This window comes from Affinundibacterium nitidum (assembly GCF_014284155.1).
In the GTDB taxonomy this organism is placed as follows: Bacteria; Pseudomonadota; Gammaproteobacteria; order Burkholderiales; family Burkholderiaceae_D; genus Undibacterium; species Undibacterium nitidum.
On record NZ_JACOFZ010000003.1, the window covers coordinates 1 to 19,886 of the forward strand.

The following is a 19,886-nucleotide window of genomic DNA, read 5'->3' on the forward strand; positions in this document are numbered from 1 at the left end:
GCAACAGTGGCGAACCAGAAGTGGTCGACGGATGTGACGGAGTTTAATGTCGCTGGTGAGAAGCTTTATCTATCACCCATTTTAGATCTGTTTAACGGCGAGATCATCGCCTTTGAAACCGCAAAAAAACCCGTTTATAAAATGATTGATACGATGCTTAAAAAGGCTTTTAAACGGCTATCGCCAAAAGATCAACCGATTTTGCACTCTGACCAAGGATGGCAGTATCGCATGCAAGCATATCAAACATCACTAGCATCACGGGGTCTTGTCCAAAGTATGTCGCGCAAAGGTAATTGTCTCGATAATGCCGCGATGGAGAGTTTCTTTGCCGTTTTAAAGACGGAATTTTTTTATCTCAATAAATTCACAAGTGTCGAACAACTTGAACGTGGCATCAAAGAATACATTCACTACTATAATCACGAGCGAATCAAACTAAAACTGAAAGGGCTGAGTCCTGTTCAATACAGAAATCAGCCCTCCTATGTATAACTAACAAACTGTCCAACTTTTTGGGGTCAGTTCAGAATCTTCCTTTTTTTATGTCCCACCGCTGAGTGATAACTGCGTCGAATTAATTCACCGGATATTGTTGATTAACCTGTTCAGGTACAGGAGAGTCAATCGCGGCGCAAATGGTTTTAATGAGATCAACCGCATCAACCTCAAATTGTTCACCAGCTACTTGTAACAATGCTCGAATGAGAAAAGGCTTAGCCAAAGGCGCTAATTGATTAAGTTGAGCTAGTGACTGTTTTACTTGAAAGTAGTCAATGCCTTGCTTAGCGACGAAGTCCGATGATTGCAAACTGACTTCTTGCAAACGATTCGCCACCTCACTAAAGACCGCCTGCGCTCGCTCTCCATGCGTATGCGCCATCAAGGACAGTATCAGTGCCGTTTGTGATGGCAACTCTGCGAGCTTTCCGTAGCGTAAAGGAACGACACGTCCACTCGTTTCACTCAAGCGACGTTCCAAAATCGTTTGCAGTACGAACTCTGCTTGCGTGACCGTCTGATCAGCTATAATCAAACGACTAACCACAGCCATCATCTGTTTTTTCTGATCAATATCCAAAGAGCGCAAGGCTGGCGTCGCTAGGTCGAGTATGGGTAAGCGCGTCGCGCGGGATAAGGTTTCTGTCTGCTCCAAAAACAAGGTAGTCATGGCACACAGATGTGGCACTGATCGGTTCAGCACGTCGATCTGAACTTGATAGGCTTTTGCGTCAGCACGATCTAACAAAAGCGCATAGACCAAAGCACTCGCCGCTTGCGGATCGCGCGCAGCACCACGAATATCTTGTGGAATCGTAGTCTTAGGAGCCTCAGCTGCTGGCATTTTTTGATCTGGCGCTTGATAGCCAAATTGAGGATGAAATGCCATCGCACTATTGGAAACATCGCCCGCTAGATTCGATGCATTGATTCCTTCAGCTTTAGCTGATCCACCCGTCCACGGAATAGGATTTGCCGCAAACCCCATCGCATTTGACATGTCTTCCTGCCCAGCCTCACTCTCTTGAGCGATGACATCAGCATTTAAGAAATCAACGGGGCGGCCGTACAAACGCTCTAAGCGTGTTTCAATCGGTGGATGGGTCGCAAACATACCAGACAACAAACTCGGTTTCGCTGCCCCCAAAAACATGTGGGACAACTGCTCTGCATTTGGATTTTGAATGCGTGAACCACATTGGTTAACTTTCGTCAGCCCACCAATTTTTTTCAGAGCGCCGCCAATGCCATCTGGATTGCGAGTGAACTGTACCGCACTCGCATCGGCCAAATATTCACGTTGACGAGAAACTGCCGATTTAATCAAACGGCCGCAGAAAATGCCGATATAGCCGATCGCAAACAAAGCTGCACCGAGCGCGATCATTAATAACTGGATCGAAGGGCCTTTCTCATCGCGACTCCGAGATGAACCAAAACGCGCTCCCCAATTGAGCAAAATTTCGCCTAAACCAGCGATCATCTGTATGCCGAACAAAACGCCAATCAGCTTGACGTTCATACGCATATCGCCATTCATAATATGGCTAAACTCGTGACCAATCACGCCTTGTAATTCATCACGATTGAGGCGATTCAAAGTGCCGCGCGTGACTGCAACGACAGCTTCATTTTGATGATAGCCCGCAGCGAAAGCATTAATCGCTTCCTCTTGATCAAGAATATAAACCTTAGGGCAGGCAATCCCTGAAGCCAAAGCCATTTCTTCTACGATATTCAGCAAACGGCGCTCTTGTCGATCACGCGAATTAGGATCAACTAAACGCCCACCGGCCATCTCAGCAACGGCGTCACCGCCGTCCTTGAGTTGTGCCATCTGGAATAAACTACCACCGGCAATAACCAAGATCGTCACGATCGAAATGGCAAGAAAATATCCCTTGGGATAAACATGTACCGCGGCAAAATGTCCACCGCCCTTGGTCCAAATCCACAAGCCGGCTGCGACGAAATTCACGGCGACCACGATGGCGACGACCGCTAACAAAAACAAGAACAAAAGTTTCTTGCTTTCACGGTGTGCTTGATCTTGGTGCTCGAAAAAATTCATCGTGGCCTCGGCTTGGACAGATACTTACCAGGTTCTTAGAAAGATACTTTAACGGCTTTACGTTCTTCAGGTGCTTCAGTCGCCTGCAATAATTCACCGGCTTTGAAACCGAACATGCCTGCAAAAATATTACCCGGGAACTGCTCGATCGAGGTGTTGTACTGCATTACGCTGTCGTTGTAAGCTTGACGTGCGAAAGAAATTTTGTTTTCTGTGCTGGTTAACTCTTCGGTCAACTGCAACATGTTTTCGTTCGCTTTGAGATCTGGGTAGGCCTCAGACAACGCAAACATCTTGCCCAGTGAAGATGCCAATGCCCCCTCGGAACGAGACAAAGCTTGTACTGCGGTCGCATCGCTTGGATCGGCAGAAACTTGCGCATTGGCTGTCACCGCTTGGTTGCGTGCTTGGATAACGGCTTCCAAGGTTTCGCGCTCATGCTTCATATAGCCTTTGGCGACCTCGACCAAATTCGGGATCAAGTCATAGCGACGTTTCAGTTGCACATCGATTTGTGCGTAACCATTTTTAAAACGATTGCGCCCTGCCACCATGCTGTTATAGGTGGATATTGCCCAAAAAATCACGCCGGCAATGACGACTAAAGTAATGATAAGTCCCATGTTAAATTCTCCTATTGGAAAAAAAAGACCGTCGCACTTTTTATATTGAGACGGTCTTGAATGATTCGGAATTATTTCTGTTCTTCGTTCAAGTCAATCTTACTCTTGGTGGTCTGCAAGGCTTTGAGTTCAGCTTCGGTGATGTATTCAAACATCTTCGTTACTTTCTTCACACCACTTACACCTGCTGCCACATTCGCTGCTGTTGTGCCTTCGCCTTGCGTGACACGCCCCATCAAATAAACATTGCCGGTTTCGGTTACCACCTTGAACGCACTTTCATTGATCCCTTTGGTGTCAACCAGAGAAGCTTTGATCTTGGTCGTGATCAGTGCATCGTTGGAACGTGACGAGATGCTCGATGCGCTACCAATCACCAATTCATTCAAGACTGCTGTCACACCTTGGACTGCACGAACTTCGCGTTCTGCCGTCGCCTTTGCCGCTTCGTCTGGGACTTCACCCGTTAATAAAACGCGACGGTTATAGCTGGTGACATTGACATGAGCCGCGTCACTTAATGCACGCTTGATCGCAGACTCGCCCTTTAAAAGGATAGCCTTGTCTTCCGTTTGCGCACCAAGTGTACGGCGATCAATTGCAGCAATCGTTCCGACTACCGCACCACCGACAAACATCGCCACACAACCTTGCAAACTGACCAGAGCAGCGCAAGACAAACTAATTACGAGTACGGGCTTCGCTAGCGATTTCAATGCAAAAGACTTCGTCACAGATTTATTCATCTGTATCACCTCCAAATAAAGCGGCATCAATGCCGTCACACAAACAATGTATCGTTAACAGATGTACCTCTTGGATACGCGCAGTGCGATCATGGGGTACACAAATATGCACATCAGCTTCGGTCAGTAACTCATTCATCTCACCACCGCCTTTACCGGTCAGCGCAATCACGCGCATATCGCGTTCTAATGCTGAATTCACTGCATTCAAGACACTCACTGAATTTCCCGATGTCGTAATCGCCAATAATACGTCTCCAGCCTGCCCAAACGCTTGCACTTGCTTGGCGAAGACTTCTTGAAAGCTATAGTCGTTAGCGACTGCAGTTAATATCGAAGAGTCTACTGTCAGCGCCATCGCGGGTAGTGGCAAACGCTCGCGTTCGAAACGTCCAACCAATTCGGCAGCGAAGTGCTGACAGTCAGCAGCGGAACCGCCATTCCCACAGGCTAAAATCTTGTTACCGTTGGAGAGTGCAGTGAACATCAATTCCACTGCTTGTTCAATCGGCTCCGCTAGCAATTCAGCAGAAATCATTTTTAATTCAGCACTTTCCTGAAAGTGCGAGAGGATGCGTTGGTTTTTCATAGTGCGCGGATTATAGCGTGAGGATGGGTAAATTAAGCGGAAACGCCGCAGGTAATAAATTCACGAAATTACCATGCGATGTGGAAAGTGTTATTTGCAGATTTGCAGGCTTCATGCCTTGATTTTACTGTAAAACAGCAGTTTCTAAGCTGAAATGATATTTTTCAGCCATTGTAGCTGTTCGCCTTCGATGGCGACGAGATCAAAGCGACATGGGGGTTGAGTTCGTAGCCCTTGCAAATAGATTTGAGCTGCATGAATCAAGCGTTTCTGTTTTGCTGCAGTAACACTAGCAATAGCGCCTCCAAAACGAGCATCTGCCCGCTGTCTGACCTCAACAAAGACTAAGAAGCCTGCATCCCGCATGATCAGATCAATTTCTCCGCCCTTGCAGAGAAAACTACGTTGCACCAATTGCAAACCCTGCGCTTGTAAATACACCAAAGCGCGCTCTTCAGCGGCATCTCCACTACGCTGTTTGGGGGTGCGAATCGCTGCTAAGCGTTTAGTCAGCCAATTTGACTCTGGCATAGCGTACAATCCCTGAATCTTTGATCTTCATCATTCATCTCCCGTCATGAGCCAAGAATCTGCTGCGACGTTTAATCCTAGTGCTCTGTTTGAGTCTGTCCATCAGCAGACTTATCCTAACGCGACTCTGTATATTATTGCAACACCTATTGGCAATAGTGCGGATATCTCTTTACGCGCTTTGCATGTTTTGCAGATCGCTGATGCTGTCGCTTGCGAAGATACACGCAATACCGCGCAACTGCTAACACGCTATGGTCTGCATAAACCGCTGATCGCAGCGCATATGCATAATGAGCATGAAGTAGCGGAGAAAATAATTCAAAGACTAGAAGCGGGTGAACGTATCGCACTAGTATCGGATGCGGGAACACCGGCGGTATCGGATCCAGGTGCCATCATTGTGGATGCCGTACGCAAGGCAGGTTTACGAGTCTCACCATTACCAGGCGCATCTGCAGCGATTAGCGCCCTCTCCGCCAGCGGCTTAATTAATGATCGCTTCTACTTCGTCGGTTTTCTCCCAAGCAAAGCTGGACAGCGCGACACTTGTTTACAATCTTTGGTCGCCATCCCTGCGACACTGATTTTTTACGAAGCACCGCATCGTATTATGGAAAGTACGAAAGCGTTATTAGAAAACTTTGGTCCCGACCGACGCATCGTGTTTGCCCGTGAAGTCACCAAGTTATTTGAGGAAATTCATCGCTGCAGCCTAGGTGAAGCAGCCGACTGGTTGGCGCAAGATGCGCACCGCGAAAAAGGTGAATATGTGGTGTTGGTGGAAGGTATGCCAGAGGCCGATGCCGACGATCTACTTGAGGCAAAACGGGTACTGACCATACTTCTTGAGGAACTCTCCGTCAAACAAGCTGCCAATCTAGCGGCGCAAATCACAGGCAAAAAGAAAAATGCTCTGTATCAAATTGCCTTAGACATGAAGGCAGACGAAGAGTAAACAAAACTTAACTTAGCGCTGCACAATAATTGGCTTGGCCACTGCATTGCCAATTTTTTCCAACATGGTTTGCGCATCAATACGATTTGCAAAAGGTCCGGCTTGTAAGCGATAGAGATTCCCCTGCTGAATGATCTCGAAGACTAAATCGAGCGAACCGATCTGGTCTCGGATTTTCTGTTGGAGTTGATCTCGGCTCATTTCTGCATTGGCACGGATACCAAAAGCAGCAAATTGCAAATAGAAAGCGGAAGCAGCCTCAACTGGCTTGGTCTGCGAAATCACTGAGTTCGCATTTGCTTGCATTTCATTACCCGAAACACTTTTCTCGGCAATCTTTGAATTGAGATTCTTATCCAACTTCGCTTTGTCGATGAGAACCTGACGCTCACGCTCGACGGCTTTATCTGCGGCCAAAGAATTGTCCGCCGCACTCTGCTCTGTTTGGGCGATTTGATTCTTGCGATTCTCCGCCATACGCGCGATATCTTCGGGCAATAGGCGTTCGATCTCAATCTCGCTACTTCCCTTGCCGATGTAGCCTAATTTGAGTGCGGCTGTGTAAGACAAGTCCATGACACGATTAGAATGGAAAGGGCCACGATCATTGATGCGCACAATAATCTGCTTACCGTTGGCGACATTAGTGACGCGTGCATACGAGGGTATAGGCAAAATAGGATGCGCAGCGGTGATCTTAAACATATCATAAGGTTCACCTGATGAGGTTCGCTTGCCATGAAACTTCTTACCATACCAACTAGCGATACCGCGTTGCTTGAACGGCGTGATATTGTCATTTAGCGGTGTATAGGTTTTACCGAACACTTGATACGGTTTATTGCCGGTCCGAGAATAAGGCTCAAGCGTCGGCACTGGGTCGGGCGTTTTATCTAAATTAGCGGGTATATTTTCACCGGGACCATCGTCTTGATAGTATCCACCACGGCTAGGGCTGCTATTCGGACTAGCGGGTTTTTCACCTGCAACAGAACTACTGTCAGGCTTACTCGCAATTGGTTTGCCAGCAGGCTTAGGGGCGACTTTCGGCGCACTTGAACACGCGCCCAGAGCCAATACTAATGCAACAGCAGATAATCGACAAATGAATTGCATCAAGACTTCATCAATCCTCGATGATGCTGCACGCTCATCAAAATACCGAGTCCCATGCCTAAGGTCATCATCGCTGTACCGCCAAAACTCACAAAAGGTAATGGCACACCCACCACCGGTAAGATGCCAACCACCATGCCCAAATTCACGAAGGCATAGGTGAAGAAAATTGCTGTGACGGCGCCCGCCATCAGGCGTGCAAACATGGTCGGCGCGTTGGCGGCGATCATCAGGCCGCGCACCACCACCAAGAAATACAGTGTCACCAGAAATAGACTACCGAAAAAACCAAACTCTTCGAGATAAACCGCCGAAATAAAATCGGTCGTATGTTCGGGAATGAATTCAAGATGCGACTGGGTCCCATTCTTCCAACCCTTCCCTGTCGTTCCACCCGAACCGACAGCAATAATCGACTGGATGATATGAAAGCCTTTACCAAGCGCATCTTTGGTGGGGTCGAGCATAATCATGACACGATCTTTTTGATAATCATGTAAGCGTGGCCAAACCACAGTTGGGACAAGGATCAACGCCGCGAGAAATAAACCAATCAACAAGCGCCATGATAGGCCCGCTAAAAAAATCACGGTGAAGCCGACCGCACCGACCAATAATGCCGTCCCTAGGTCTGGCTGCTTCACGATTAAGCCAAGCGGAATCGCCAATATCAACGCAGCTACACCGAAATCCTTCCAGCGCAAAGTACCTTCGCGTTTTTGAAAATACCACGCCAACATCAGAGGTACCGCGATCTTCAGAATCTCAGACGGTTGAATATCAAAACCAATATGCAACCAACGACGCGCACCTTTTTTAATGACTCCAAACAACGCAACAGCAATCAGCAAGGAAACACCCACTGCATAAATAGGGATGGCAAAACGCATCAAGGTTTGTGGTGGCACGTTCGCAATAAACCACATCACAAAGAAGGCGATCACAATATTGCGTAGATGATTTTCGAGACGTCCAGGAAAATCGATACCAGCCGAATACATGGTCACAATACCCGTGCTGACAATCAAGAAAATCAAGATCGCCAGTGGCACATCAAACACCATAAAGTAAGCACGAAAGCGTTGCCAGTAGACGGATTTATTTTCCATGTCACTTCCTCTTTACAGGATTCGTTGCTGGAACCGAGGCTGGTGTTGCTGGTGCAGCCATCGGCAGGGAAGCAGAGGTCGCTGGGGCAGACGCTGGTGGTGTAACTAATTTACTCGGTGGCAAAGCATCATCAATTTCATCATTTTCTACAGCGGCGGCCGCCTGAGCGGCTGCCATCGCTTTCGCTTTATCGTCTGGACGTTTGCCCAATAAGAAGTAGTCAAATGCCTTACGCACGATAGGCGCAGCAGCCGCAGCACCTTTACCGCCATTTTCAACAATAATGGCGACAGCGATTTTAGGTTTGTCAGCCGGCGCAAATGAAATGTACCAAGCATGATCACGATAACGCTCCGCGATTTTGCTGGCATCGTATTTTTCACCCTTTTTCATACCAATAACCTGCGCAGTTCCAGTCTTACCTCCGGCCACATATTCAGCATTTAAAAAGGCAGTACGCCCGGTACCCTCTTTCGACACACCGACCATCGCATGTTTAATGATTTCGATATTCTCTGGTTTGAGCGGGATACGTGCACTCTCTTTTGGTACCGTCAACACGCGCTCTTTCGAATGTGGGTCTTCGATAATCTTGACCAGATGTGGCTTCATCACGATGCCGCCATTTACGAGAGTCGCCATCGCATGTGCCATCTGCAAAGGCGTAAAAGTGTTCTGTCCTTGTCCGATCCCCAAAGAAATCGTGTCACCCAAAATCCACCGTTGTTGCGCGGGCTTTTTGAAGGCTTTGCGTTTCCATTCACTCGACGGTAATAGGCCACGACGTTCATTTTCCAAATCAATGCCAGTGATCTGGCCCAGACCAAATTGCTTCATGAAGTCATGCATCACGTCGACGCCAAGATCATTCGCTAATTGATAAAAATACGTATCGCAGGAATGCACCACCGCGCGATACATATCCACCATGCCGTGGCCGCCGACTTTATCGTCGTTAAACGTGTGATTACCGAAAACAAAATATCCTGGATCCGAAATCGCTTGTGCTGCCGTGCGCTTACCTGATTCAAGCGCTAACAGCGCCATGAAGGGTTTATAAGTTGAGCCCGGTGCGTATGCGCCTGTTAGTGGGCGATTTAAGAGGGGAATGTCTTCTGAGGTATTGAGCTCATGCCAGCTTTGCTGGTCAATGCCTTCAACGAACAAGTTAGGATCAAAGGTGGGTTTGGACACGAAAGCTAAGACATCGCCCGTTTCTGGCTCAATCGCCACCATTGCACCACGCCTATCCCCAAACGCTTCTTCGATCACTTTCTGCAATTCGATATCGACCGAAAGAATAAGATTCTTGCCGGAGTTTGGTGCCGTACGCGAAAGTGTTCTGACAGCTCGACCTCCAGCAGAGATTTCAACCTCCTCCACACCGGTCACACCATGCAACATCTTTTCGTAACTTTTCTCTAAACCTTCTTTACCGATATACAGCGTACCTTTGTAGTTGGCGGCATCTTCGCTATCGTCAAGATTTTCAGCTTCTTTCTTATTGATACGACCGATGTAGCCGATCACATGCGATGCCGTTTCACCCAAAGGATATTGACGGAACAAACGTGCTTGAATTTCAACGCCAGGAAAGCGAAAACGTTGCGCCGTGAAGCGCGCTACTTCTTCATCGGACAAACGAGTACGAATCGGCAAGCTCTCGAAACTCTTTGATTCTTCCATCAGTTTGCGCAGACGCTTACGATGCTTGGGTTGAATATCGACCAAGGCAGAGAGCTCGTCGATTAGTACATCCATGTCTTTGGTAATTTTTGACGGCGTAATTTCCAAAGTGTAAGCGGAAAAGTTACGTGCCAAGACCACACCATTACGGTCAAGAATCAAACCTCGATTGGGGACGATAGGAACGACCGAAATACGATTTTCGTTAGCTTTGGTCGCATATACCTCGTGTTTAACAATTTGCAGCCAAACGTATCGACCGATCAAGACCGAAAAACAAACCGTCGCGAAAATACCGATCACCAACAGGCGCATGCGGAACAAATACAGTTCACGTTCGGTATTTTTTAACTCAGTCATGGAAACATTCAGTGCAAAAGAGTGACTAGATTGGGCGTGTTTCGTCTTTATCGACTGGACGGCGTTGTGGTGCTAACAGTAACCATGTGGCAATTGGCCATAACGCAGTGGTCACCGCACATTCCAAGAAATAGAGCCAACCGGGAAAATGCGAATCTGAAGAAATCACAAGGCGCACGCCAAGCTTAATCACCAAAATACCGAGGAAGAGCGGGAATACTTGAAAGCTCTGCACCAAAGGTGGGAACCACAACACGCGACGATGAATCGAAATCGCAAAGTAGGAAAGTAAGGTGTAAGCGAGTGCATTTTCACCGAGGTAGACCGCATCGTGTACGTCCATCAACAAACCCATGGTGAAGGCGATACCTATCCCCACTTTGCGCGGCTGGTGAATACTCCAAAAAACCAAGACCAAGGCCACGAAATCGGGAATACCAACCGAGAAGCCCCAAGGCAATAGGTTCAAGACGAAAGCTACTATCAGGCTAAAGATAATAAATATCGGATTGACCGGTTGTAAAATGTATTGAGGATGATTCATCAACTCACTCCTTGCGTTTGGCAACAGCCGCGGTACTTGCGGGAGTGGCTAATGATGACGAAGCGGGTGCAGATGCGGGAGTCGCCGTTACTGCGCCATTACTGACTGCTTGACTCGCACTGCCTTCAACGCGTTTGAAATCAACCGGAGCACCCTCTTTGACGGCGTCTTTACTGGCATCACGAGTGACGCGTCGATTTATTTTCTCTTTCTTCGCGCGTACATCTTCCGACTCGGGCGGTGCAATCGAACTCGTATCAACCAATAGCACTAATAATTGTTTATGGTGCTCAACCCCAGCCGAAGGCGAGAGTAAAACTGTTTCAAACGTCGTGGTGGCCTTATTGTCGACTTGCGCAACTTTCGCCACTTGCAAACCTTCAGGATAAACACCATCAATACCTGAGGTCACCAAAACATCACCAATTTTCACATCAGCGTTGGTCGTCACACGCATTTCAAGAAACGGAGAGCGGCCACGGCCGGTCACCACGCTACGCAGACCATTGCGTTCGACCATGACTGGAATGGCTTGATTTTTATCGGAGAGCAAGGTCACTTCACAGGTGAGTGGAAAAACACGGGTGACCTGCCCGACCACGCCACGCTCATCAATCACGGGCTGGCTCAACGCAATACCGTGAGTAGCGCCACGATTTAACACAATCTTACGGGTAACTTCATCACGTGCATCGTACAAAATTTCTGCCATCAACGACTTCGAAGTCGTCTTGGTTTTCAGTTCCAACAGGCGTCGTAACTGTGCATTCTCTGTGGTCAAAGCCACATTTTGATGCAAGCTTTCTGCGTTTTTAATTTGCTGCAGTTTTAAAGTTTCTACTTCTTTTTGTAGCGTACTAGTCGAAGCGAAATAATTCGACATATTCGACATCGCATCGCGCGGTGCCAGTGCCAGCATTTGTAGAGGATAAAGTGCCGTACCCACTACTTGACGCAATGGACCGAGTGACTTCATCCGAGAGTCAACCAGTAACAGGCAGATAGAAAAGACAGTGAAAAAGGCCACCTTAACGCGTGCGGACGCGCCTTGTTTAAACAGTGGTGGTGGACTATGTTGCATAAGTGACGATGCTAAGCCTAGAACATTGATAGAACAACTGAAATAAGAAAACTGAAATGAGATCACGCCATTGCTGATCTCATTTCAAATTCCTGTACTTATGTACTTCTTCCAAATGCGAAGCGAGCTATCTCATTCGCTTATCATGAACTCATTTCACGTCTCAGTTTCACACTGTATTTACGTCGCAAGTCCATTGCGCATTTGTTTCTCAAACGAATTATTCGTAAGAAAACAAAGAGCCCAATTTGTCCATACGTTCTAATGCCATACCAGAACCACGTACCACGCAGGTCAATGGTTCTTCAGCGACCAACACTGGCAAGCCAGTTTCTTCCATCAAGAGACGATCTAAGTCGCGCAACAAAGCGCCACCGCCGGTCAACATCATGCCTTTTTCAGCGATGTCAGCACCGAGTTCTGGGGGAGTTTGTTCCAACGCGTTTTTCACAGCTGAAACGATGTTATTCAATGGATCAGTCAAGGCTTCCAAGATCTCGTTACTAGAGATTGTGAAGGAACGTGGAATACCTTCAGACAGGTTACGACCTTTGACTTCCATTTCCTTGATTTCAGAACCAGGGAAAGCAGAACCGATCGTTTTCTTGATTGCTTCAGCAGTTTGTTCACCGATCAACATGCCGTAGTTACGGCGGATGTAGTTAACGATCGCTTCATCAAACTTATCACCACCAACGCGCACAGAACCTTTGTAGACCATACCGCCCAAGGAGATCACGCCCACTTCAGTAGTACCACCACCGATATCGACGACCATGGAGCCGGTTGCGTCAGATACTGGCAAACCAGCACCGATCGCTGCTGCCATTGGCTCTTCGATCAAATACACTTGAGAAGCACCAGCGCCCAAAGCAGATTCACGAATCGCGCGACGTTCAACTTGGGTAGAACCGCAAGGAACGCAGATGATGATGCGTGGAGATGGTTTGAAGAACTTAGTGTCATGCACCATGCGGATGAACTGCTTGAGCATTTGCTCAGTCACAGTGAAGTCGGCAATAACGCCGTCTTTCATCGGACGAATCGCTTCGATGTTGCCAGGTACTTTACCCAGCATCTGTTTCGCTTCTTTACCGACGGCTTGAATTGTTTTCTTGCCGTTAGGGCCGCCTTCTTGGCGAATCGCGACAACGGAAGGCTCGTCCAACACGATGCCCTGGCCACGCACGTAAATCAAAGTATTGGCTGTACCTAAGTCAATCGCCAAATCGTTAGAAAGATAACTACGAAAAAAACCGAACATAAAATCCTTGTTGTCGCTAATTTACTAATTTGTCCAATGGCACGAGGATTTCGCACCGAATCTTTTCACTCCCGCCGATAAACAAAGCGTTGGCATCAGGCCCACTGTGGATCTTTTGCTAGAAATTGATGCTTTTTACATGAATGTCTAAGCAAATGAATGCAAATGAAGACCAGATGCGAAACCAGGTTTTCAACACAGCCTCTTTCCGTTTATCAACTTAAACTTCGCTTGGCTTTGCCAAACATGGCATCTTCGGCGATTTTAAGAGTATTAACCCGACATTCTACCTTATAATCCTAGAAATCATAGGTAATCTCTCAAATTCAATGCGGGCTTTTTCAACCAGAAAAACGCAGGTTGCAATTTGGAAATATTTCATCAAAATACCGCCTAAATCGCTTTTCTCGTAGTTTGCTTTTTACTATCTCAACTACTTTTTTAACACTACTTTTTGAACGCCCCACGGGTGCAAACAACCATGTCATTAGAACTCAACGATGTGAAACGTATCGCCAATTTGGCACGACTCGAACTTAGCGACGAAGAAGCAAATAATACGCTCAATAAGCTCAACGGATTTTTCTCTATCGCCGAGCAATTGAAATCGATCGACACATCGGGAGTTGCGCCTTTAAGTCATCCACTTTCTGCACAGTTACCTGAGTTTTCTTTAAGGCTGCGCGAAGACGCGATTACCGAATCGAATCATCGCGACGAATATCAAAAGGTAGCGCCAGCGACGCAAGACGGACTCTACCTAGTACCGAAAGTGATTGAATAATCGTTTGAACTACACATACAGAGTGGTTCGCGCAAATGCCGGCCAATTTCTACCATGGTAGAGAACTGTATAGACCGAACATGAGGCTAGGCTGGCAAGATCTAGCAGCACAAAATTGAATTCATTGAGTTAATTATGCATAAGCACACCTTAAAGCAACTCTCTGCCATGCTGCAGAGTAAACAAGTTTCGGCGAGCGAACTCGCACAGCACTATTTGGGCCGTATTCAAGCAGATACCTTAAATGCTTTCACCCATGTCGACCCAGCACTGACCCTAGCGCAGGCAGCCGCTGCAGATCAGCGCATCGCTAGCGGCGACATCACAGCCTTGACTGGCATTCCTATCGCCCACAAAGACATCTTCGTGACACGCGACTGGCGCTCAACAGCAGGCTCAAAAATGCTGGAAAATTATGTCAGTCCATTTGATGCGACAGTGGTTGAGCATTTCAAACGCGCTGGCACTGTCACGCTCGGCAAACTCAATTGCGATGAATTCGCGATGGGTTCGAGCAATGAAAATTCCTACTTTGGGGCCGTCAAAAACCCATGGGATATCACTGCTGTTCCAGGTGGTTCTTCTGGTGGTTCTGCTGCTGCGATTGCCGCCCGTTTAGCGCCTGCAGTTACAGGCACGGATACTGGCGGCTCGATTCGCCAGCCCGCAGCGTTTTGTGGCGTCACAGGCATCAAACCTACCTATGGCAGTGTTTCTCGCTTCGGTATGATTGCCTTTGCCTCTTCGCTCGATCAGGGTGGCCCGATGGCGCAAACGGCCGAAGACTGCAGTTTATTATTGAATACCATGGTTGGTTTTGATGAGAAAGATTCAACCAGCGTCACACGCGATAAGGAAGATTTTTCACGCGACTTGAATCAATCGATTAAAGGCCTACGCATAGGCGTGCCACGAGAATTTTTTGGTGCGGGTCTAGCCAGTGATGTTGAACAAGCGGTGCGTGCAGCCTTAAGTGAATACGAAAAACTCGGCGCCACATTAGTCGACATCTCCTTACCAAAAACAGAGTTGTCGATCCCAGTGTATTACATCATCGCTCCAGCAGAAGCTTCCTCTAACTTGAGTCGTTTTGATGGTGTGCGTTACGGTCATCGCGCAACCGAATATAAAGATCTCAACGATATGTATCGCAAGACACGCACTGAAGGTTTTGGTGATGAAGTCAAACGCCGCATTTTGACTGGCGCTTATGTTCTATCACATGGCTATTACGATGCCTACTATTTACAAGCACAGAAGATTCGTCGCTTAATCGCCCAAGATTTCCAAGCCGCTTTCGAACAATGTGACGTCATCATGGGCCCTGTAGCGCCAACCGTTGCTTGGGATTTAGGTGCCAAATCGGATGATCCGGTCGCTAACTATTTGGCCGACATTTTCACGCTGTCGACCAGCTTGGCAGGTTTGCCGGGTATGTCAATTCCTTGTGGTTTTGGTCAAGGTGAAAAGAATAGTAAGCGCCCGGTTGGCTTGCAAATCATCGGCAATTATTTTGCGGAAGCGAAGCTATTGAACGTTGCCCATCAGTTCCAGCAAGCGACCGATTGGCACAGCAAAGCGCCTGTGTAATTGCGCGCTTTGTGTTGAGTCCTTTGCGTTGGCGCTTCCCGTTTCGAAGGGCGAGAACGTAAAGAAAAAGAATACGCAGGGCGGTTGAAACCCGCGCTGCAGAAGTGTACAGAGAACAATTCAGCGGAATCGAGTAGATTCAAAAAGGAATGCAATATGCAATGGGAAGTCGTTATCGGTTTTGAGACTCACGCCCAACTCAAAACGAATTCAAAAATTTTTAGTGGTTCTTCCATTCAGTTTGGTGCAGAACCGAATACACAAGCCAGCCCAGTCGATTTAGCCTTGCCTGGCGTGTTGCCGGTCATGAATAAAGGTGCTGTTGAGAAGGCGATTCAATTTGGTTTAGCAGTGGGCGCGACTATCGCCCCGGAATCGATTTTTGCGCGTAAAAATTATTTCTACCCTGATTTGCCGAAGGGTTATCAGATCAGTCAATTTGAAATTCCTGTAGTACAAGGCGGCACTGTTACTTGCGTCGTTGAGAAAGATGGCAAGTCTGAAGTCAAAGTCATTGAACTGACACGCGCTCACCTCGAAGAAGACGCGGGCAAATCTCTGCACGAAGACTACCAAGGCATGACGGGTATCGACCTCAATCGTGCAGGCACACCTTTGCTTGAAATCGTCACCGAGCCCGTCATGCGTAGCGCGGCTGAAGCAGTCGCTTACGCTAAAGCTTTGCACTCGCTGGTCGTATGGCTCGACATTTGCGATGGCAATATGCAAGAAGGTTCCTTCCGTTGCGACGCCAACGTCTCGGTTCGCCCAGTTGGTCAAAAAGAATTTGGTACGCGTTGCGAAATCAAAAATCTCAACTCTTTCCGATTCTTGGAAGATGCCATCAATATCGAAGTGCGTCGTCAGATTGAATTAATTGAAGACGGCGGCACGGTCGTACAAGAAACACGTTTATACGACCCTGATCGCAAAGAAACGCGCTCCATGCGCAGTAAAGAAGATTCACAAGATTATCGCTATTTCCCAGACCCAGATCTGCCGCCACTGCGCATTAGTCGCGAATGGGTAGAGCAAGTGCGCAGCACCATGCCTGAATTGCCTACAGCGATGCGTGCGCGCTTCACAGAGCAGTTTGGTTTATCTGACTATGATGCAATGATCGTCACGCAATCGAAAGCCATGGCAGCGTATTTTGAAGCAGCGCTGGCGGCAAGCCCAGCAGGTGACAAGGCAGCGCAAGCCAAACAAATCGCCAACTGGTTAATGGGTGATGTCTCTTCTACGCTCAATCGTGAAGGTATAGAGATTGCACAAATTCCGGTAACAGCAGCGCAACTCGCTTTACTCCTACAACGAATTACTGACGGTACGATCTCCAACAAGATTGCAAAAGAAGTGTTCGCAGCAATGTGGCAAGCACCAAGCGCCGAAGACAATTTGGCAGATGCGGTGATCGATGCCAAAGGCTTGAAACAAATTTCTGATGTCGGCGCGCTCGAAAAGATTATCGATGAAGTGATGGCAGCAAATCAGCAATCGGTCGATGCGTACCGCGCTGGTAATGAGAAAGCCTTCAACGCCTTGGTTGGTCAAGCGATGAAAGCGACCAAGGGTAAAGGCAACCCTGCGCAAGTCAATGAGCTTTTGAAGAAAAAGCTGCATGCTTAAAAAGTAATGCAGTTCAGTTATGCTCAATAATTCTTCATGTCATCCCTGCGAAGGCAGGGATCCAGTGTCTTTAGGCATTTACGCCACTAGATTCCCGCCTGCGCGGGAACGACAGTCCTTGAACTTATGCGTTTAACGGAACGGCATTCAGGCTTAAAGAACGGATGGCGACAATGAAAAAGGGTGAGGAATGTTTCCTCACCCTTTCTCTCATGGTACTAAAACAAGCAATTCATCAAACTAGGTTACGGGACCCAGTTCTCGACCTGTAATGCAGGCACTCGCTCAAACTCACTGGCATTATTGGTCACCAAAATCAACCCCTCGCTGCGAGCATTGGCTGCAATGTGAATGTCATTCACGCCAATCGGTTTTCCAACTTTTTCAAGAGCACTACGAATGGAACCGTAGTGTTGAGAGGCTTTCGCAGAATAAGGAAGAACTTCAAGTCGGCTGCAAAAATCTTCAATTGCATATAGATTCTCGCTAACTTTTTGACTTTTTTCGGCGCCGTGAAATAACTCTGACAACGTAATGGCTGAAATAGCCATTCGACTAGAATGCTGGTTAAAAATCTCCAATACTTCAATTGGACGACGCTTTAATACGTATATGACAATATTCGTATCAAGTAGATATTTCAACATTGTTATAGCGCTTCGCGATCAGTTTGACTTTGTGATGCGCGCTCAGACATAAAATCCTCAGACACTTTTGGACCATTGAGGAAAAAACTATCCCAAGTATGACCCACTGGAGAAATAATGCGTTCATTGCCCTTAGAACGTACGTCCACCTTCTTGACGTTATCCGGCAAGCGCAATTCCGCAGGTAGGCGAACTGCCTGCGAGCGGTTATTTGTAAAAACTGAGCTAATTGTCATGATGTGCTCCTACCAGATGGGATATGCCACAAGTATATAGCGCAAATCAAAGAGATTCAAGCCAGAATAATCGAGCTTATCGGAAGTAAAAACCAAGATATGCAGATCACTTACTTTATTCAAAGTGTAAAGAAGCTGTTCTAACCAAAGGTATAGGCAACCCTGCGCAAGTCAATGAGCTTTTGAAGAAAAAGCTGCAAGCTTAAAGAGTAAAGCCGTTCAATTGGCGTTCAGTCAAGCTGAATAATTCGTCATGTCATCCCTGCGAAGGCAGGGATCCAGTGTCTTTCGGCATTTACGGCACTAGATTCCCGCCTGCGCGGGAACGATAGTCCTTGAACTCATGCGCTTAACGGAACGGCATTCAGGCTTAAAGAACGGATGGCGACAATAAAAAAGGGTGAGGAATTTTTCCTCACCCTTTTTCGTTTGTATTCACAAACTTGGTCAGACCCAAAACCCCAGATTAGTTCCCGGAGAAGAAGCCTGCAACCACCTGCATGTCTTCATAATTAGCGACGCCTGCAGCGACCTTCAACCGCAAGAATGCACTTAAGTAGTTATAACGCGCTTGAGCCAAGTCACGCTTCGCTGTCACCAGCTGCTGTTGGGCATTGAGCAAATCCAAATTGATACGAATACCGCCTTTGATGCTTTGCTTAGTCGCCTCGACCAAGGTCTGCGCCGATGCAACTGAACGTTGGAAAGCTTCGACCTTAATTGCCCCGACACGTACTGCATTAAACTGCTTTTGCAGCTCAGTCATCACTTTGATGCGAGTACTGTCTAAATCGGATCTAGCACGATCTTTCTGCGCCACTGCTTGCGAAGATACTGCGCTCGAAGAACCACCTGAATAAATCGGAATAACGACTTGGAAACCAATGCTGCGAATATTGTTGTCCTGCTTCTGTGTTGTCACTGTCTCTGACTTACCGTGGCTATAACTCGCATTTAAGTCGACGCGCGGCGCATGTCCGGCACGGCTTTTAGCGATTTCTTGCTCGGCAATTTCCAAATTCAGCTTAGCCGCGGAAATTTCGGGGCTATTTTTTTCTGCGGTGGTTTTCCATTCGTTCAAGTCGCCTTGAATCAAACGACTGACACTAAAATCCTCTTTCAAAGAATCGAGTGCAGTAATGTCGGTCCCCACAATACCTGCCAAAATCGTGCGAGCATTTTGCAAGTTGTCTTGAGCTTCTAACAAAATTGCCTCGGCCACATCCAACTTGGCTTGCGTTTCCAACATATCAGTTTTCGCGGCTTCGCCTTTCGAAAACATCAAGTCGTTGACTTTTTTCTGCTCACGCAAGAAGTCGCGCTGTGCGGTATACAGTGCCACTTGTTCCTCACCGAACTTCGCATCAGAATATGCTGCTAAGACCCTTACCATCAGATCTTTGGCGCGTGCATCAAACTGCGCGTTACTTTGCAGAGTCTGCGCTTGGCCTTGCTTGAAGCGGGCATAATTATCGAGTGCAAACAATGGCTGACGTAAAGATACGCCCTTGCTGGAGCTTTGATAATCAAGATCAGACATCGCTAACTTACCGAGAAAATTCGGCGCAGTTTGCTCACCTTTATTGGTCGATTTCGAGAAAGAATACTGCACTTGCGGCAACAGACCTGCTCGACCGAGCACTTCGGCCTGTTGACCATAGCGATTATCAGCTTGAGCAGAACGATACAAAGGATCGTTCTTCAAAGCAGCCTGATACGCTTCTAATAAACCCGTCGCTGAGGCATTCGCTTGTGCAAATAGGGCCGAGCAAGCTAATGAGATTACGCTAAGACGCTTCCATGTTCGGTTCATCTTTTTC

The 19,886-nt window shown here is 47.5% G+C and carries 19 protein-coding genes; 5 read left to right on the forward strand and 14 right to left on the reverse strand.

The window, feature by feature from the left end; translation table 11 throughout:
* Window positions 1-495: IS3 family transposase (locus H8K36_RS09970; RefSeq protein ID WP_186920446.1), on the forward strand; the 495-nt coding region annotated here is incomplete at its 5' end.
* Between the two features lie 82 nt (window positions 496-577).
* On the opposite strand, the gene H8K36_RS09975 is transcribed toward H8K36_RS09970, so the two are convergent.
* The 5 genes from H8K36_RS09975 to H8K36_RS09995 form a co-directional block, all read right to left on the reverse strand.
* Window positions 578-2,572 carry a M48 family metallopeptidase gene (locus H8K36_RS09975; protein ID WP_186916627.1) on the reverse strand — a complete coding sequence of 665 codons (1,995 nt, stop codon included), beginning with the start codon at window positions 2,570-2,572 and terminating at the stop codon, window positions 578-580.
* Window positions 2,573-2,607: 35 nt separating this feature from the next.
* The gene (locus H8K36_RS09980) at window positions 2,608-3,195 is read right to left on the reverse strand and encodes a LemA family protein (RefSeq protein WP_186916626.1); all 588 of its coding nucleotides are present in this window, start codon (window positions 3,193-3,195) and stop codon (window positions 2,608-2,610) included.
* Window positions 3,196-3,266: 71 nt separating this feature from the next.
* The gene (locus H8K36_RS09985; RefSeq protein WP_186916625.1) at window positions 3,267-3,941 is read right to left on the reverse strand and encodes a BON domain-containing protein; all 675 of its coding nucleotides are present in this window, start codon (window positions 3,939-3,941) and stop codon (window positions 3,267-3,269) included.
* Window positions 3,934-4,530 (reverse strand): phosphoheptose isomerase, encoded by a 597-nt coding sequence (locus H8K36_RS09990; RefSeq protein WP_186916624.1) that lies wholly within the window; start codon window positions 4,528-4,530, stop codon window positions 3,934-3,936. Before H8K36_RS09990 ends, H8K36_RS09985 begins: the two co-directional genes overlap by 8 nt.
* Before the next feature lie 144 nt (window positions 4,531-4,674).
* Window positions 4,675-5,061, reverse strand: a complete 387-nt coding sequence (locus H8K36_RS09995; RefSeq protein WP_186916623.1) for a YraN family protein — start codon at window positions 5,059-5,061, stop codon at window positions 4,675-4,677.
* 46 nt (window positions 5,062-5,107) lie between these two features.
* On the opposite strand from H8K36_RS09995, the gene rsmI reads away from it, so the two are divergent.
* The gene (gene rsmI, locus H8K36_RS10000; protein WP_186916622.1) at window positions 5,108-6,019 is read left to right on the forward strand and encodes a 16S rRNA (cytidine(1402)-2'-O)-methyltransferase; all 912 of its coding nucleotides are present in this window, start codon (window positions 5,108-5,110) and stop codon (window positions 6,017-6,019) included.
* A gap of 12 nt (window positions 6,020-6,031) precedes the next feature.
* Here the strand turns inward: rsmI and H8K36_RS10005 are convergent, their stop codons facing one another.
* The 6 genes from H8K36_RS10005 to H8K36_RS10030 all read right to left on the reverse strand — a co-directional run bounded on the left by H8K36_RS10005 (window position 6,032) and on the right by H8K36_RS10030 (window position 13,180).
* Window positions 6,032-7,135 (reverse strand): septal ring lytic transglycosylase RlpA family protein, encoded by a 1,104-nt coding sequence (locus tag H8K36_RS10005; protein ID WP_186916621.1) that lies wholly within the window; start codon window positions 7,133-7,135, stop codon window positions 6,032-6,034.
* Window positions 7,135-8,244, reverse strand: a complete 1,110-nt coding sequence (gene rodA / locus H8K36_RS10010; RefSeq protein WP_186916620.1) for a rod shape-determining protein RodA — start codon at window positions 8,242-8,244, stop codon at window positions 7,135-7,137. The genes H8K36_RS10005 and rodA overlap by 1 nt, the downstream gene beginning before the upstream one ends.
* Before the next feature lies 1 nt (window position 8,245).
* A complete protein-coding gene (gene mrdA, locus H8K36_RS10015; protein WP_186916619.1) occupies window positions 8,246-10,291 on the reverse strand; it encodes a penicillin-binding protein 2 in 2,046 nt (681 codons plus the stop codon).
* Window positions 10,292-10,316: 25 nt separating this feature from the next.
* The gene (gene mreD / locus H8K36_RS10020) at window positions 10,317-10,835 is read right to left on the reverse strand and encodes a rod shape-determining protein MreD (RefSeq protein ID WP_186916618.1); all 519 of its coding nucleotides are present in this window, start codon (window positions 10,833-10,835) and stop codon (window positions 10,317-10,319) included.
* 4 nt (window positions 10,836-10,839) lie between these two features.
* Complete coding sequence (mreC, locus tag H8K36_RS10025; RefSeq protein ID WP_186916617.1) at window positions 10,840-11,916, reverse strand: rod shape-determining protein MreC; 1,077 nt, start codon at window positions 11,914-11,916, stop codon at window positions 10,840-10,842.
* 220 nt (window positions 11,917-12,136) lie between these two features.
* Window positions 12,137-13,180, reverse strand: coding sequence for a rod shape-determining protein (locus H8K36_RS10030; RefSeq protein WP_186916616.1), 1,044 nt, complete (start codon window positions 13,178-13,180; stop codon window positions 12,137-12,139).
* A gap of 481 nt (window positions 13,181-13,661) precedes the next feature.
* Here H8K36_RS10030 and gatC point away from each other — a divergent pair, with 481 nt between their 5' ends.
* From gatC to gatB, 3 genes are all read left to right on the forward strand, one after another.
* Complete coding sequence (gene gatC / locus H8K36_RS10035; RefSeq protein ID WP_186916615.1) at window positions 13,662-13,964, forward strand: Asp-tRNA(Asn)/Glu-tRNA(Gln) amidotransferase subunit GatC; 303 nt, start codon at window positions 13,662-13,664, stop codon at window positions 13,962-13,964.
* 135 nt (window positions 13,965-14,099) lie between these two features.
* Window positions 14,100-15,554, forward strand: a complete 1,455-nt coding sequence (gene gatA / locus H8K36_RS10040) for an Asp-tRNA(Asn)/Glu-tRNA(Gln) amidotransferase subunit GatA (RefSeq protein ID WP_186916614.1) — start codon at window positions 14,100-14,102, stop codon at window positions 15,552-15,554.
* Between the two features lie 96 nt (window positions 15,555-15,650).
* On the forward strand, window positions 15,651-17,183 hold the full coding sequence (gene gatB / locus H8K36_RS10045; protein ID WP_255423135.1) for an Asp-tRNA(Asn)/Glu-tRNA(Gln) amidotransferase subunit GatB: 1,533 nt from the start codon (window positions 15,651-15,653) through the stop codon (window positions 17,181-17,183).
* 245 nt (window positions 17,184-17,428) lie between these two features.
* On the opposite strand, the gene vapC is transcribed toward gatB, so the two are convergent.
* The 3 genes from vapC to H8K36_RS10060 form a co-directional block, all read right to left on the reverse strand.
* Window positions 17,429-17,830, reverse strand: a complete 402-nt coding sequence (gene vapC, locus H8K36_RS10050; protein ID WP_186916612.1) for a type II toxin-antitoxin system tRNA(fMet)-specific endonuclease VapC — start codon at window positions 17,828-17,830, stop codon at window positions 17,429-17,431.
* Window positions 17,831-17,832: 2 nt separating this feature from the next.
* Window positions 17,833-18,066 carry a type II toxin-antitoxin system VapB family antitoxin gene (vapB, locus tag H8K36_RS10055; RefSeq protein ID WP_186916611.1) on the reverse strand — a complete coding sequence of 78 codons (234 nt, stop codon included), beginning with the start codon at window positions 18,064-18,066 and terminating at the stop codon, window positions 17,833-17,835.
* A 466-nt stretch (window positions 18,067-18,532) separates the two neighbouring features.
* Window positions 18,533-19,879 (reverse strand): TolC family outer membrane protein, encoded by a 1,347-nt coding sequence (locus tag H8K36_RS10060; RefSeq protein WP_186916610.1) that lies wholly within the window; start codon window positions 19,877-19,879, stop codon window positions 18,533-18,535.
* Between the last annotated feature and the right edge of the window lie 7 nt (window positions 19,880-19,886).

Coding starts and splice junctions, on each gene's coding strand:
- H8K36_RS09975 (WP_186916627.1), bottom strand. CDS start 2,572: ATGAATTTTTTCGAGCACCAAGATCAAGCACACCGTGAAAGCAAGAAA.
- H8K36_RS09980 (WP_186916626.1), bottom strand. CDS start 3,195: ATGGGACTTATCATTACTTTAGTCGTCATTGCCGGCGTGATTTTTTGG.
- H8K36_RS09985 (WP_186916625.1), bottom strand. CDS start 3,941: ATGAATAAATCTGTGACGAAGTCTTTTGCATTGAAATCGCTAGCGAAG.
- H8K36_RS09990 (WP_186916624.1), bottom strand. CDS start 4,530: ATGAAAAACCAACGCATCCTCTCGCACTTTCAGGAAAGTGCTGAATTA.
- H8K36_RS09995 (WP_186916623.1), bottom strand. CDS start 5,061: ATGCCAGAGTCAAATTGGCTGACTAAACGCTTAGCAGCGATTCGCACC.
- rsmI (WP_186916622.1), top strand. CDS start 5,108: ATGAGCCAAGAATCTGCTGCGACGTTTAATCCTAGTGCTCTGTTTGAG.
- H8K36_RS10005 (WP_186916621.1), bottom strand. CDS start 7,135: ATGCAATTCATTTGTCGATTATCTGCTGTTGCATTAGTATTGGCTCTG.
- rodA (WP_186916620.1), bottom strand. CDS start 8,244: ATGGAAAATAAATCCGTCTACTGGCAACGCTTTCGTGCTTACTTTATG.
- mrdA (WP_186916619.1), bottom strand. CDS start 10,291: ATGACTGAGTTAAAAAATACCGAACGTGAACTGTATTTGTTCCGCATG.
- mreD (WP_186916618.1), bottom strand. CDS start 10,835: ATGAATCATCCTCAATACATTTTACAACCGGTCAATCCGATATTTATT.
- mreC (WP_186916617.1), bottom strand. CDS start 11,916: ATGCAACATAGTCCACCACCACTGTTTAAACAAGGCGCGTCCGCACGC.
- H8K36_RS10030 (WP_186916616.1), bottom strand. CDS start 13,180: ATGTTCGGTTTTTTTCGTAGTTATCTTTCTAACGATTTGGCGATTGAC.
- gatC (WP_186916615.1), top strand. CDS start 13,662: ATGTCATTAGAACTCAACGATGTGAAACGTATCGCCAATTTGGCACGA.
- gatA (WP_186916614.1), top strand. CDS start 14,100: ATGCATAAGCACACCTTAAAGCAACTCTCTGCCATGCTGCAGAGTAAA.
- vapC (WP_186916612.1), bottom strand. CDS start 17,830: ATGTTGAAATATCTACTTGATACGAATATTGTCATATACGTATTAAAG.
- vapB (WP_186916611.1), bottom strand. CDS start 18,066: ATGACAATTAGCTCAGTTTTTACAAATAACCGCTCGCAGGCAGTTCGC.
- H8K36_RS10060 (WP_186916610.1), bottom strand. CDS start 19,879: ATGAACCGAACATGGAAGCGTCTTAGCGTAATCTCATTAGCTTGCTCG.